Below are 14,482 nucleotides of genomic sequence, written 5' to 3'. Positions count from 1 at the left end.
AAGTTCAATAGATGCCTATTTCCAGGTTTCGATGTTCTATGGATTGTCCACTGAATATCGAAATTGGAGTTGTCAAAACACTCTGACATAAAACATTACGCAAGTTCTTTAATTATCTTCTAATCTTAATATCAGTACACAATTAAAAATGATTAAACAAGGATTCATCCGTGGATACTAACTGGATAAAAGGATGTTTAATAGTGATCATTTTAACAGGGGTTCTTATGGATTCTGTAACTTCTCATGCGGGAAATGGTCGAGGTGATGTTCATACAGTTTATCAGGGGCAATCAGTCGATGATTTAATCATCCGATATATGGATGAAAATAATGTACCGGGATTAACTTTGGCTATAGTTCAAGCCCCATATATCACTCGAGTTGTAGGATATGGCCTTGCTGACACTAATAGCAGGCGGTTGGCTGCCACGAGAACTGTTTTTAATATCGGTCAGATAACCAATGCCTATACCGCAGTTGCGATAATGCAATTGAAGGAGGAGGGGAAAGTGCAGCTTGATGCTTCCCTGGGGAAGTATCTTCCTAATATACCGGATCGCTGGCAACCTATAACCGTCAGACAGCTTTTAACGCACAGTTCAGGACTGCCTGACTATACCTTAGTTACCGGATTCAATTATGCCAAAAACTATCAAACCCAGGATATTTTGAATTTAATCAGTGATAAAGAACTGCTGTTCAAGCCAGGATCCCAGATGCGGAGCAGTGCATCCAATCCCTATTTATTGGGTTTGATCATCGAACAAGTCAGTGGGATGAGTTATCAGGATTATGTGACCAAGAATCAAATTGAACGTTTGGGCTTAAAACATACCTTTTTTATCTCCAATGCTCAATCCATTGCAAATGAGATAACAAATGGAACGAATCCGTTTAAACACAGCGCATTTCTCCACAAACCAGGGTTTATAGATCCGGTTGAAGCCGCTGTGGGGTACAGTCAATCGGAACAGGGTCTTGTTGCCGTTCCATCACCAACCTGGTCTGCTACTTTTGCTGCAAGCGGCATTATCGCCTCTGCTGAGGATATTAGCTTATGGGATATAGGCTTGGCGGGAGATATTTTGGTTAAAGACGCTGCTGACAGGAGTTTCTTGTACAGTGCTCCAACTATCAATAATCATTCTGTACCCGGTAATGCGGGATGGTTGTTTCCCGGGCATAAGGGATTGATGGAGATTAAGGGATCCATTCCTGGTTATTCTTCGTTTTTAAGTCGATTTACAGATCCGTCAGAATTGCTTTGTGTTACCCTATTGGCAAATAAGGGTAATTTGCCGGATTTGGATAGTTTAGCACGAAAAATTGCGGCTTCATTTGATGCGAAGCTGGGGACGCCCGTGGGTTCCGACTGGTCTGAAACGGTGCAAAGTCCTTATTCCGTATCAGAAACACTGGATCGCGTTTCCAGCTTGATTAAAAAAAATGGAGGAACTGTCTTTGCTCGTATTGATCATGCATTGGAAGCGCATCATACGAATCAGGTACTGTCTGATACTCAGGTAATCATTATAGGCAACCCAGCCAAGGGTACTGCCCTGATGCAGGCCAATGCTGCTTTTGCTCTTGATTTACCATTGCGTATCATGGCAACTCAGGACAGTTCTGGACAAGTCTGGCTTAGTTTTACTGATCCGCTTAAACTGGCGAGTGAGTATCATTTGGATGTGCAGCAAATACCTGCATTAAAACAAATGAGCCTGGGATTAAGAACAATTTGTCAGCAAGCGATTTCAGCTCAGTCAGAATTGTAATTAATATTACTTCTTTATCGAGAAATTAATTGATTATTTACCGAATTGTTCTTACTGTTTTTTTAGGCTTATCGGTTTCCTGTTTGTATGCGACAGAACCGACGCTTCGCGATAAAATAGGGCAAATGTTGATACTTGGATTTCAAGGGAAAGAGATCAATGCACAGTCACCGATAGTTCGATCAATAGAGCAAGATAATATTGGTGGGGTAATTCTGTTTGATTATAACCAACAGTCACAGAATTTTGATAAAAATATTGAAAGCCCTGCACAACTGAAAAAGCTCAATCATCAGTTACAAGAGTTCACGGAAAAAACCAATCAAGTACATCATAGAGTTCATCTGCCTCTATTTATTTCAGTTGATTATGAAGGTGGTCAAATAATACGATTGAGTCCATTGTATGGTTTTCCCGATATTCCCTCCGCAAAAAAAATGGGTACTATGTCACTTGCTGAAGCTCAATCCATTGCAAAATTAATGGCCATGACCATGAGATCAGTAGGAATTAATTTGGATTTTTTTCCGGACCTGGATGTTGATGTGAATCCCAATAATCCTGTAATCGGGAAAAAAGAGCGTAGTTTTTCTTCAGTTCCTGAAGTGGTGTCGCAGTATGCTTCAGTATTTACTTCGCAATTTTTGGATAATCACATTCAATGTGCTTACAAACATTTCCCAGGGCATGGGAGTTCTTTGGAAGATTCTCATCTCGGCTTTGTTGATATAACTGATACCTGGACTGCACAAGAATTAATTCCTTTTGCAAAGCAAATAGAACAACCCAGGCATTGTGGTATGGTGATGATTGCTCATATTGTGAATAGAAAACTGGATTCAACCGGGCTTCCTGCGTCACTTTCATCCAGGATGATTACAGGTCTTTTACGTCATGATTTAAAGTTTGATGGGGTAGTGATTACTGATGATCTGCAGATGAAGGCCATTACAAATCACTATGGTTTGGCTAAGGCGCTTACTTTGTCGATTAATGCTGGCGCGGATATGTTGATATTTGGGAATCAGTTGGTTGAACGATTTCAGGATCCTAAAGAAATCATTGATATTATTGAGCAGAAAGTTCAAGCGGGTGAGATTTCGGAGCAACGAATTGATGAGGCGTATCAACGTATTGTTCGCATGAAAAAATCATTGTGTAAGTAGGGACTTTTGGCAGTTGTTCTATCCCCAAATCTTATTGGACTTAACATTCCTGGACCCCCCGCCCTTCCAATTAGCCTTAAGATTTTCCATTTCATCAAGAAAAACTTAAGGCTAATTGGAAGTCCCCGCCTTCCCGGACTGTCCATTGATTTTCAAGTATGAACTGAGCGGTCTCTATCCTGTAAACACTGCAGAACCTCATAAAAACTCAATTCGCAGGATTTTAACAGAACAAGTAAATGAAAGATCAGATCCGAGGTTTCATTAATCAGCTCTTCTCTGTTCCGGTTTACCGCTGCGATTACCGTTTCAACTGCCTCTTCTCCGACTTTTTGGGCGCATTTGTTCAGTCCTTCATTAAGAAGCTGAGCAGTATAACTGTGGCTGCTGTTCTGTCTGGCTCGTTCATTGATTAATTCGATTAATCCATCGAGAAAACCAAGAGTACTGTTTAAAGGGGGTTGAAAACAACTGGTATAGCCAAGGTGGCATGCCGGTCCCTTCGGTCTCACATGGATTAAAAGGCTGTCCTTATCACAATCAGTGCTAATGTGGTCTATGAGCATGCTGTTTCCGGAAGTTTCGCCTTTACGCCATAATTTTTGTTTGCTACGACTGTATAAAGTCAACTCACCACTGGAGAGCGTAGTGCTTAAAGCCTCCTGATTCATATAACCCAACATTAATACGGTACCGTTTTCTGCATTCTGAATGATGGCGGGTATTAAACCATTCATTTTTTCCCAATCCAGGCTGTTTAGTTTCAGTTCATTCATAGTCGTACCTCTATAGTGTTTGCCTTAAGGCCTTGTTTGACTTCGGCAATTGTCACTTTGTTGTCATGAAAAATGCTCGCCGCTAAAGCGCCATTAATTGGGGTTTGAAGAAATAATTCGATAAAATCCTGTACTGATCCGGCTCCGCCCGAAGCAATTAAGGGAACATCACAGAGAGTCTGCATTTCCTGTAGCTGAACCAGGTCATAACCCGATCGAACACCATCCGACTGCATGCAATTAAGAACAATTTCACCTGCACCTCTGTCCTGGACTTCCTTAATCCATTCCCTGGTCTTGCGTCTGGAATTGATGCTTTTGTGTTCATTACCAGTGTACTGATACACGTAATAATCGTCGACAATCCATTGGCTATCAATCCCGATAACAACGCATTGAGTACCAAATTGCGCACTTAACTCGTTAATCAATGATGGATTTTCCAAGGCAGGACTATTCACCGATATCTTGTCCGCTCCAGCATGAAGTAGTGATTTGGCTTGATGAACAGTACGGATTCCTCCAGCAACCGTAAACGGTATATTAATCGCTGCCGCAACCTGATTGACCCAGTCAGGCGATACTGAACGTGCATCACTGCTGGCTGTAATGTCATAAAATACCAGTTCGTCAGCACCGGAATCTGAGTAGTGGGCAGCCAAGGGAATAATATCGCCAATAATTCGGTGATTACGGAATTGTACTCCTTTAACCACTTTATTATCACGTACATCAAGGCACGGTATGATGCGTTTGGTTAGCATAATAGATACCTCATTTTCATTAAGCATACTCTTGCAATTCAGTTAAATCAAAACTCCCTTGATACAGCGTTAATCCCAGAATTGCAGCGGCAACGCCAAGAGATTCAAGAGTAGCGATATCCTCTCTGTGTCGAATTCCTCCAGAAGCTTGCCAGGATATATTGGGAAAACGTTCTACCGCCTGTTGGTACAGGTTGAAATTGGGGCCAGACATCATTCCATCACAGGAGATGTCGGTACAAAGTATGTCATTGATACCCAGCTGATGATAATAGCCAACCACTTCCCAAAGATTACTTTGGCTGTTCAGTTGCCAACCATTTATCGCCGGAACCGGGATCTCGTGATCAATACGTACATCAAGCGCGATAATAATATGTTCTGGTTTGATTTCCTGAATGATGTTCGAAGTCACTTCTGGATTGGAAATGGCGATGCTGCCAATGACCAGATGAGAAATACCTGAATCAATGCAGCGTTTTGCCTGCTCAAGGGTTCGAATTCCGCCTCCGGCTTGAACCGTGATCCCACAGCTTAACATGGCGTTAATTAAAGGTAATTGTTGCATGACTCCCATACGAGCCCCATCCAAATCCACAATATGCAAACGTTGCGCCCCTGATTGTTTGAAATATAAAGCACGTTCAACTGGCGGAACATCAAATTGGGTTACCTGATCAAATTGACCTTGTTTTAGTCGGACACAACGTCCTGCTTGTAAATCAATTGCTGGAACTACTAACATACCGCCTCCAGAGACAAGAAATTTTTGAGTAATGTCAGACCGACACTGGCTGATTTTTCCGGGTGGAACTGCATTCCATAGACGTTATTTTTGTTAACAATAGCCGTGAATGGTTCGCTGTAATTGCATCGAGCCACTGCATGAACATGATCTTTTAATGCGTAACTATGGACAAAGTAGACGTAATCACTCTGGCTTAATCCCTGTTGCAGAGGTGAATCAGTACACCATTGCAATCGATTCCATCCCATGTGCGGAACAGGACAGTCATTAGTTCTCGTCAATAATTCAGCCCGTCCTGGAATTAAGCCTAAGCAGTCAATCATTCCTTCTTCACTGCATTCAAGTAATAACTGCATACCTAGACAAATCCCCAATAGGGGTTGTTTCAAGTGAGTTATGATCTCGACAAGATTAGAGTCACGCAAGGCGTTCATCCCATAAGTTGCTGTGCCTACGCCGGGTAAAATCACATGAGAAGCCTGTTGTATTTCCTTGCTATCATGGGTTAATTGATAATTGACTCCCAAACGTTTTAACGCATTTACCAGGGACGTCAGGTTATTACCACAGACATCGATTACCGCAATCATAACAACCCCTTGGTTGAGGGGAGTGATTCACTGGTTCTGGCACAAGCCTGCCTCAATGCTCTTCCCAAAGATTTAAAACATGCCTCAATCATGTGGTGGTGATTGGAGCCGGTTACATTAAGGTGAATGGTTGCACCTAGAGCGCTGGATAAGGATTGAAAGAAATGAGGGATCATCTCCGTTGCCATACCTCCAACAAACTCGCGGCTGAATTGACCATTGAATTGACAAAAGCTTCTGCCGCTAATATCAATAGCGATAGAGGCAAGGGCTTCATCCATAGGCAGAGTAAAGCCGTAGCGATTTATACCCCATTTGTCTCCAAGCGCTGCTTTAATCGCTTCACCCAAAGCAATTGCAGTGTCCTCAACCAAATGATGATCATCGACCTCCAAATCTCCTGATGCCTCTAGATCCAGAACGAACCCACCGTGTTTTGCGACCTGCTCCAGCATGTGATTAAAAAATGGAATAGACGTATTAATGGAGCTGGGTTGGTCACTATCCAAGGTTAGCTTCAGCTTAATTTCTGTTTCATTTGTTGTTCTGTTGATAATGGCACTACGGCGATTATTCATTAATGCGACAACTACATCATCCCAGGAGTGCTCTTTTGATATGGGAAGAAATTTAACTCCTAAATTATCTGCTAATTCTCTATCTGTGTCTCTATCACCAATGACCCATGAGTTGGATACATCAACAGAGGTTTCTCGCATAAACCGATCCAGTAAACCGGTTTTGGGTTTTCGGCAGCAGCACTGATCTTCAGGCATATGAGGGCAAATATAAATTTCATCAAAAAAGATGCCTTGAGAAGAAAAAAGATCGAGGGTAAATTCATGGCAAATGGCAAAATCTTCTTCAGGAAAATTTGAGGTCCCCACACCGTTTTGATTGGACACCATAATGAACTTGAATCCTGCCTTTTTGAGTTGGAGCAGGGCAGGGATTACTCCCTGCGTTAACTTGATTTTTTCTAATGAATCGACCTGGTTGTCAAAGGGCTCTTCAATTAAGGTACCGTCACGGTCAATAAATAAGATCTTTTGCATAATTTAATCCTGAAACATTATTGATAAAACTGGATAAGGAGTCGATAAGTAATCGATTTTGCTCCGGGTCCCCCACTGTGATACGTATATGATCGTGTAATAAGGAAGATGGGGGAAAATCTCTTACTGCGATGTTGTGTTCTGCGAACCAGGCAGTTAGCTCCTTGGCAAAGCGGGATTTTACGAGCACAAAATTGGTTTCAGAGGGGTATATTTTTTCAATTACCGGAGTGTTTTTTAATACGTCAATAAGTTTTTGCTTCGAACTGCGGATACGCTCAATAACTGTTGGAAACCAGTTCGTGTTCTCAAATGCCTGGGTGGCTAATTCAATAGTGCTGCCTGGAATAATATAAGGCGCAATAATTTTATTGAATGCTTCTATAACATGCGCTTGAGCGATAATGCTGCCTAGACGCAGTCCAGCCAAGCCACTTGCCTTGGATAACGTTCTTAATATCACCAGATTTTCATAGCGATTTAGCAAAGAAACGGCACTTTTTGTTCTCGCAAACTCTATATACGCTTCGTCTACGACAATGATCGATCGATTCGCAAAATACTCACAAGCGGCGGCAATCAAATCCAGGTCGATTAAATTTCCTGTCGGGTTGTTGGGACTACACAACATGATGATTTTGCAGTTGGATTGCCAACTGTTTTTAATCTGCTCTAAAGAGAGACTGAAATCATCCTGATGATTAAGGGGGCATTGAATGAGTTCCGCCTGTTGTAAACGAACGTAAAAGGCATACATTGGGAAGGTCGGAGGAAATTGCATGAATGCATCCTGACCTGCTGTTAAAAATAAACGTGTAACCAAATCGATGCCATCATCACTGCCCCTGGTTAATACAATCTGATCGGGATCTATTTGATAGCGAGCAGCTAGCCTGGCCTGTAATTGATTTTGCAAACGTGTATCCGGGTAATAGTTAAGCGATTTAGCAATACTTGAATTAACTGGACACCAGGGCAATTCATTGGCATGTAGTCTCAATGTGCACTGCTCTCCACCAGGTACATAATTTTGGCTGTTTAACAACTCGGGTCTTATTAAGTTAAGTATGGACATCTAATCCTCCAAGATATTGAGTCTGATTTGTATTGCGTTTGCATGGGCATCCAAACCTTCGATTTGAGCCAAAGAAACAGCAGCCGGACCTAAGTTTTTGATACCTTCCTGGTTAATTGATTGCACATTAAAACGGGTCAAGAAATCAAGAGTACTCAAACCATTGTGATTTTTTGCATAACCGTTCGTAGGCAGAACGTGGTTGCTGCCGCTGACGTAGTCTCCCATTGTTTCCGCAGCCCATGAACCGAGGAACACGGTACCAGCAGAATTTATGTGACTCACCCATGAATCTGCATCTTCCCGGTTGATGATTAAATGTTCGGGTGCATAGTTGTTGATTATTGCCAGTTGCTCCTTTCTGTCGGAACAGAGAATGATTCTGCTTTTTGCCAGTGATTGATTCATAATAGAAGCACGCGATAAATGAGTTAATTGCCGTTTTATTTCCTCATTGACTGCGTTGGCAAAATCCAACTCTTCGCAAATTAAAAACACCTGAGAGTCCGCACCATGTTCTGCCTGAGCTAATAAATCTGCTGCAACGAAGGATGCGTTGGCTTGGTTGTCGGCGATGATCATGACTTCAGAAGGTCCCGCTGGCATATCTATTGCTGCACCGCAGGGATCGATGGAAACCAGATTTTTAGCCTCTGTAACGAAACGATTACCCGGTCCAAATAATTTGTCCACCTTGGTAATGCTTTCAGTACCATAGGCCATGGCTGCAATTGCCTGGGCGCCACCCAGAGTGTAGATAGTTTCTATTCCACATAATCGGGCAGCTACCAGCAAATGAGGGTTGATTTCACCGTTTGCGTCTGGTGGAGTGCACAGTACTTTGATTGGACATCCTGCGATCCGGGCTGGTATGGCTTGCATCAAAAGTGACGATACTAACGGAGTTTTATTCCCACCAGGTACATATAAACCTACCTTTTGTATCGGTCTGTAGGTAGTCAGTATACGAACCCCAAAGGCGGTACAGATGCTCTGATCTTCGGGTACTAAAGATTGGTGGTAGTTAGTTATGGTCTGTATGGCCTGATTCATGGCAGAAAGTAGGTGCGGATCGGTTGTTGCATTCTGGATTTTTTGCTGAGGAACTTTGAATTGTTTCAGACACGCTCCATCAAATTGTTGGGTTAATTCGAACAAAGCCTGATCCCCCTTTGCTCGTACCTGTTGAATAATTTCCCGTACTTGATTGGTGACTGAATTTGTCTCTACAGGGCGAGATAAGCACAGCGCTCGTTCTGAAGGTGATAATAATTGCCAGTTTTTTATGGATAACATCGCACTTACTCCAACATTTTTTCAATGGGTAACACTAAAATAGAACTTGCTCCTAAATCCTGGATTGTTTCCAGCGTTTTCCAGAAGACGCGCTCACTGGAAACTACATGCACTGCCACTTTATCCATATTATCGGGTAGGGGGAGAATGGTTGGTGCTTCTGCTCCGGGCAATTGTTCCGAAATACGCTCCAGTGCTGATTTTGGGGCATGAAAAACAATGTATTTTCGTTCCTGTGCCTGCTGAACAGCCTGAATACGTCGCGCAAGCATGTCAAACAGCTCTTGGGCTTCGGGGGAAAATTGCTTTTGAGTCTGGATGAATACAGCCTGGCTTTGCAGTACGGTATCTACTTCATAGAGTTTATTTTCTTCCAATGTCTGTCCGCTGGATACCAGATCACAAATGGCATCAGCCATCCCCATACGAGGCGCTACTTCTACGGATCCTGATAGGATCAGACTTTCAGCACAAATGGAGCGTTCTTCCAGATATTGATTAAGTAAATACGGGTAACTGGTTGAAATGCGCTTACCATCCAGACTTCCAGGACCCTGGTAATCAAAGGATTCGGGAACTGCGATGGAGAGACGACAGGTGCAGCTGCCTAAAGCTAATAATTGTTTATATAATTTACCGGGTTTTGCCAGAGAGGCTTCCAATAAAACATTTTCACCAACAATTCCGCCATCGCATAAATTGTCAAACACTAAAGTGGGAATGTCATCATCGCGAACAAAAAGCAAATCGATAGGGAAGTTATCTACATGAGTGAGAAGGGCGTTGGGTTTAATGCGAAATTTTAAACCGCAGCGTTGTAACAGACTGATGGATTCATCAGATAATCGCCCCTTTTTTTGTATGGCCAGTCGTAAACGATTTTTCATAAATTCTCCATTCGTTCTGCAATGAGCTTATAACCACCCGTTCCAAAGCTTAAACAACGGGCTACCCGTGTGATGGTTGTAACACTAACGGCGGTTTGGTCATGAATTGTGCGATAGGGGACACCTTGACGGAGCAGGGGAACTACTTGCCAACGGTCAGCCATTGATTCCAATTCAGCCGGAGTGCATAAATCCGTAAAAAATTGAAGCGCTTCTTCTTTATTATTTAATAAACTGATTGCATGCATTAATTCAGGAAGCGCAGAATTTTTAGTATAAGTATGTAGTTTCATATTAATGTATTAGTTCGTTAAAACAAGATTTAATGATAATGATTATCTTTAGCATTGTCAAGAACTTAGTGAAAATTAATTTTACTTGAGATATAGTATTAACGTTCCAAATCTGGATAACTGCTATGAAACCATTTACACGAGATATAACTTTAACGATCACGGTTAAAATGATATTGCTTTTTCTATTATGGTATGTCTGTGTCAGAGGAATGCATCCTGTCCTGCCAAGCGGCGAGGAATGGATGTTAGGAAAAACAACTCAACCCGCATCGTCCCAAATTAATAAGAGGTGAATTAATGATTCCTGTTAGTGAGGTAGTAGATCTTTCCCGGCTACAGTTCGCTTTGACCGCACTGTACCACTTTTTATTCGTTCCGCTGACCTTGGGTTTTTCGGTTATGCTTGCCATTATGGAAACGGTTTATGTTATGACAGGGCGGGAAATCTGGCGGCAAATGGTCAAATACTGGGGTGTTTTGTTTGGTATTAACTTCGTTTTGGGTGTCGCAACCGGCCTAACCATGGAGTTTCAGTTTGGAACTAACTGGGCCTATTATTCTCATTATGTCGGTGATGTGTTTGGTGCGCCCCTCGCTATCGAAGGGATGATGGCATTCTTTTTAGAAGCTACTTTTGTAGGGTTATTCTTTTTTGGTTGGGATAAACTGTCGAAATTCCAGCACATGATTTGTACCTGGTTGTTAGCTTTAGGCACTAACCTGTCGGCATTATGGATTTTGATTGCTAATGGCTGGATGCAAAATCCCGTGGGCTCTTATTTTGATTATCAAACCATGCGTATGGAAGTCAGCAGCTTCTACGACATGTTATTTAATCCAGTTGCCCAAGCCAAGTTTGTGCATACCATCAGTGCTGGCTATGTTACTGGCGCCATGTTTGTTTTATCGATTAGCGCCTATTTTTTGTTGCGTGATCGGAATAAGGCTTTTGCCAAACGCTCCATGACGGTAGCAGTGTCTTTTGGTCTGGCTTCAGCGTTATCTGTAGTAGTATTGGGTGATGAGAGCGGATACGTTGCCAATTCAAACCAAAAAATGAAATTGGCTGCAATGGAGGCCATGTGGCATACCGAGAAAGCACCTGCTGCATTAACTGTTTTTGGTATCCCTGATGAAAAAACGCTGAGTACCAAGTACGCCATTGATATACCCTTTGCATTGGGAATTATTGCTACTCGTTCATTAAATACCCCATTACAGGGAATTATTGAGTTGATTGATGAAGGAAAATTAAAAATCAAAGACGGTATGATTGCTTATAACGCCTTGAAAACGTTACAAAAAGATCCTAATAACGAAGAGGCTAAAAAAGTATTTAGTGAACACAGCAACAGCCTTGGCTATGCATTACTGTTAAAAAAATACACTGAGAATGTGACTGATGCTACTGATGAGCAGATTAACATGGCGGCTCAAGACTTGAAACCCAAGGTTCTGCCCATGTTTTTCTCGTTCCGAATAATGGTTGCCTGCGGTCTTTATTTTATTCTGCTCTTTGCGATCGGTTTCTATTTATCAGTGCGTCATCGATTGGAAAAAACCCGGTGGTATCATCGAATGGCTTTTTATTCTTTACCTCTACCCTGGGTTGCTGCTGAATTAGGCTGGGTGGTTGCTGAATACGGTCGTCAACCCTGGGTTGTTCAGGGAATATTGCCTACGTTTATGGGCGCTTCCGCATTAACTCCAGGCCAAGTGATGACATCAATAGCCGGTTTCGTATTATTTTATACCGTTCTGGCCGTTGTAGAGCTTTATTTGATGGTGAAATACATTCGCCTTGGTCCAGATGGCATGCAGCACTAATTTTAGGAGATACCAATGCCTTTAGATTATGAAACATTACGAGTAATATGGTGGTTATTAATAGGTATTTTATTAATCGGCTTTGCAATTATGGATGGATTCGATCTGGGTGTGGCCATGTGGCTTCCCTGGCTCGGAAAAACCGATATTGAGCGACGTGTGCTCATTAACAGCATTGGGCCGACCTGGGAGGGTAATCAGGTCTGGTTTATTCTGGGTGGCGGCGCTATCTTTGCTGCCTGGCCTGCATTATACGCACTGTCGTTTTCCGGGTTTTATCTGGCGATGCTGGTTGTTCTTTTAGCATTAATCCTTCGACCAGTTGGATTTAAATACCGTTCTAAATTGAAAAATCCTGCCTGGCGAACCACATGGGACTGGGCTTTATTTATTGGCGGATTCGTACCCTCGCTGATTTTTGGAGTCGCGTTGGGAAATGTGCTGCAAGGTGTACCATTTTATTTTGATGACAGTTTAAGAGTGTTTTATACGGGTTCTTTCATTGAGTTGCTTAATCCTTATGCCCTGGCATGCGGTATTTTATCGGTATTAATGCTCGCAATGCATGGTGCTTTTTTTATTCAGGTAAAAACTGAAGGTGTTCTGCAGGAAAGAGCGCGTATCAGCGCGAGATGGTGCGCTTTAGGTGTAATTTTACTGTTTAGCGTACTGGGTATTTGGACTTTTTATGGTATTAATGGTTATGTTCTTAATGGCGTTATGCCTCATGATGGACCATCAAATCCGTTATATAAGGAAGCTTCAATCCAAGCTGGTGCATGGTTCAATAATTATCGTGCCTATCCTATCACAATGCTTGTGCCTGTAATCAGTCTTGTTGCAGCATTGCTTGCGATGATATTGGCAAAACGAGCAGTATTAGCGTTTGTTTTAAGCGGATTGAGTGTTGGCACTTTGATTGGAACTGTTGGCGTGAGTATGTTTCCTTTTATTCTTCCTTCGTCTACCTATCCACAGCAAAGTTTAATGGTTTGGGATAGTTCTTCCAGCCAATTGACTTTGTTTATTATGTTAGTAGTAACAATAGTATTTTTACCTATTGTTCTGGCATACACTGCATGGGTTTATAGAGTATTGCGAGGCAAAGTAACTGAGAAGACTGTCCTGGATAATCAGGATTCAGCTTATTGAGGAGAGAAGTATGTGGTATTTTTCCTGGGTTTTAGGTACTGGTTTGGCTTGTTTTTTTGCAGTATTGAATGCAATGTGGCTTGAACTAAGAGAAGAAGACGCAAAAGAGTAGGGCCAGTTTAGCCGGGTTATCGTGTTGTTGTAACCCGGCTAATCTTAATTAGTCAGGAGAAGCTGATTTTGAGTCTCTAATGTGTTCTCAACGTTCACAGCCATACAGATCTTGATATGCCTCCAGTTTTTTCACCTGAGCTAGTTCATTTTCATTGTGCAGATACTCAATTAAATCAAATAAATCGATAATTGAATAAACAGCAATACCTTGAGCCTTTATTTCAGACAAAGTTGATTTCTCCGTCAGTCCCTTTTCACATCGATCCAATGCAATAATAACCCCGCTTAGAATTCCTCCATGATCTTTAATCAGTGATTGAGCCTCACGAAAAGCAGTTCCAGCAGTAATCACATCATCAACTATAATGGTTTTTCCAGTTAATGGAGCGCCAATTAATTGCCCTCCTTCACCATGATCTTTTACTTCTTTTCGGTTAAAGGTGACAGTACAGTCTTTTCCTAATTCATCTAGCGCTACTGCTGTGGTTGTTGCAAGAGGAAGTCCTTTGTAGGCTGGGCCAAATAGATGTTCGAATTCAACCTGGTGTTCTATTAGAGTTTGGGCATAAAACTGGCCAAGCTTACGCAATGCGCTTCCTTGATAAAATAATCCTGCATTAAAAAAGTAGGGGCTGAGTCGTCCGGATTTTAAAGTAAACTCACCAAATTTTAAAACCTGGCAATCTAGAGCTAATTTTATAAAAGATGATTTGGTATGATTCATTATTCATTCCTAAAACAAAAAATTATTGAAAACAAATACAATTTTTGAAAAAAATCCTTAACAATCAATAAAAAACTGTTATGCTAATCAGAGTGTGCGTGATTCTTCGTGCATGAGAAACTGTTTATTATAGCGTAGATAACAACTTTATGAGTGACTTAAATTTAGACATTTATAAAAGACTATCTGAAATAAACATTAATATAATTTAAATAACGAACACGATGTAAAAAG

The 14,482-nt window shown here is 41.7% G+C and carries 16 protein-coding genes; 6 read left to right on the top strand and 10 right to left on the bottom strand.

Going from position 1 to position 14,482, the window contains the following annotated elements:
• Positions 1-227: 227 nt before the first annotated feature.
• Together ELY21_RS07005 and ELY21_RS07000 are read left to right on the top strand one after the other, a co-directional pair.
• Positions 228-1,778, top strand: a complete 1,551-nt coding sequence (locus ELY21_RS07005) for a serine hydrolase (RefSeq protein ID WP_127108161.1) — start codon at positions 228-230, stop codon at positions 1,776-1,778.
• A gap of 29 nt (positions 1,779-1,807) precedes the next feature.
• Positions 1,808-2,944, top strand: a complete 1,137-nt coding sequence (locus ELY21_RS07000; protein WP_127108159.1) for a glycoside hydrolase family 3 protein — start codon at positions 1,808-1,810, stop codon at positions 2,942-2,944.
• Positions 2,945-3,096: 152 nt separating this feature from the next.
• Here ELY21_RS07000 and hisIE read toward each other — a convergent pair whose 3' ends face one another.
• Genes hisIE through ELY21_RS06955 form a run of 9 tightly spaced genes read right to left on the bottom strand, consistent with a single transcriptional unit; the run spans position 3,097 to position 10,428 of the window.
• A complete protein-coding gene (gene hisIE, locus ELY21_RS06995) occupies positions 3,097-3,720 on the bottom strand; it encodes a bifunctional phosphoribosyl-AMP cyclohydrolase/phosphoribosyl-ATP diphosphatase HisIE (protein ID WP_127108157.1) in 624 nt (207 codons plus the stop codon).
• Positions 3,717-4,484 (bottom strand): imidazole glycerol phosphate synthase subunit HisF, encoded by a 768-nt coding sequence (gene hisF / locus ELY21_RS06990; protein ID WP_127108155.1) that lies wholly within the window; start codon positions 4,482-4,484, stop codon positions 3,717-3,719. The genes hisIE and hisF overlap by 4 nt, the downstream gene beginning before the upstream one ends.
• A gap of 19 nt (positions 4,485-4,503) precedes the next feature.
• Positions 4,504-5,229: a HisA/HisF-related TIM barrel protein gene (locus tag ELY21_RS06985; protein ID WP_127108153.1), complete on the bottom strand. Its 726-nt coding sequence runs from the start codon at positions 5,227-5,229 to the stop codon at positions 4,504-4,506.
• A complete protein-coding gene (gene hisH / locus ELY21_RS06980) occupies positions 5,223-5,822 on the bottom strand; it encodes an imidazole glycerol phosphate synthase subunit HisH (protein ID WP_127108151.1) in 600 nt (199 codons plus the stop codon). Before hisH ends, ELY21_RS06985 begins: the two co-directional genes overlap by 7 nt.
• On the bottom strand, positions 5,819-6,877 hold the full coding sequence (gene hisB / locus ELY21_RS06975) for a bifunctional histidinol-phosphatase/imidazoleglycerol-phosphate dehydratase HisB (RefSeq protein ID WP_127108149.1): 1,059 nt from the start codon (positions 6,875-6,877) through the stop codon (positions 5,819-5,821). Before hisB ends, hisH begins: the two co-directional genes overlap by 4 nt.
• On the bottom strand, positions 6,855-7,952 hold the full coding sequence (hisC, locus tag ELY21_RS06970; protein WP_127108147.1) for a histidinol-phosphate transaminase: 1,098 nt from the start codon (positions 7,950-7,952) through the stop codon (positions 6,855-6,857). Before hisC ends, hisB begins: the two co-directional genes overlap by 23 nt.
• Complete coding sequence (hisD, locus tag ELY21_RS06965) at positions 7,953-9,248, bottom strand: histidinol dehydrogenase (RefSeq protein ID WP_127108145.1); 1,296 nt, start codon at positions 9,246-9,248, stop codon at positions 7,953-7,955.
• A gap of 5 nt (positions 9,249-9,253) precedes the next feature.
• Positions 9,254-10,135 (bottom strand): ATP phosphoribosyltransferase, encoded by an 882-nt coding sequence (gene hisG / locus ELY21_RS06960; protein WP_127108143.1) that lies wholly within the window; start codon positions 10,133-10,135, stop codon positions 9,254-9,256.
• Complete coding sequence (locus tag ELY21_RS06955; protein ID WP_127108141.1) at positions 10,132-10,428, bottom strand: YerC/YecD family TrpR-related protein; 297 nt, start codon at positions 10,426-10,428, stop codon at positions 10,132-10,134. Before ELY21_RS06955 ends, hisG begins: the two co-directional genes overlap by 4 nt.
• Before the next feature lie 125 nt (positions 10,429-10,553).
• On the opposite strand from ELY21_RS06955, the gene cydP reads away from it, so the two are divergent.
• From cydP to cydX, 4 genes are read left to right on the top strand one after another with little or no spacing between them, the layout of a single operon-like run.
• Positions 10,554-10,724, top strand: coding sequence for a cytochrome oxidase putative small subunit CydP (gene cydP / locus ELY21_RS16030; protein ID WP_370272538.1), 171 nt, complete (start codon positions 10,554-10,556; stop codon positions 10,722-10,724).
• 4 nt (positions 10,725-10,728) lie between these two features.
• Entirely contained in the window at positions 10,729-12,258 is a 1,530-nt protein-coding gene (locus ELY21_RS06950; RefSeq protein ID WP_127108139.1) for a cytochrome ubiquinol oxidase subunit I, read from the top strand.
• Between the two features lie 15 nt (positions 12,259-12,273).
• Positions 12,274-13,410, top strand: a complete 1,137-nt coding sequence (gene cydB / locus ELY21_RS06945; RefSeq protein WP_127108137.1) for a cytochrome d ubiquinol oxidase subunit II — start codon at positions 12,274-12,276, stop codon at positions 13,408-13,410.
• A 10-nt stretch (positions 13,411-13,420) separates the two neighbouring features.
• The gene (gene cydX, locus ELY21_RS06940; RefSeq protein WP_127108135.1) at positions 13,421-13,522 is read left to right on the top strand and encodes a cytochrome bd-I oxidase subunit CydX; all 102 of its coding nucleotides are present in this window, start codon (positions 13,421-13,423) and stop codon (positions 13,520-13,522) included.
• A gap of 87 nt (positions 13,523-13,609) precedes the next feature.
• Here the strand turns inward: cydX and pyrE are convergent, their stop codons facing one another.
• Complete coding sequence (pyrE, locus tag ELY21_RS06935) at positions 13,610-14,248, bottom strand: orotate phosphoribosyltransferase (protein ID WP_127108133.1); 639 nt, start codon at positions 14,246-14,248, stop codon at positions 13,610-13,612.
• Positions 14,249-14,482: the final 234 nt, after the last annotated feature.

Origin of the sequence: Legionella sp. km535, from assembly GCF_003990085.1 — a bacterium.
GTDB lineage: Bacteria > Pseudomonadota > Gammaproteobacteria > Legionellales > Legionellaceae > Legionella > Legionella moravica.
The sequence above is the reverse complement of the archived record's forward strand: the minus strand, read 5'-3'. Positions and strand labels throughout refer to the sequence as shown.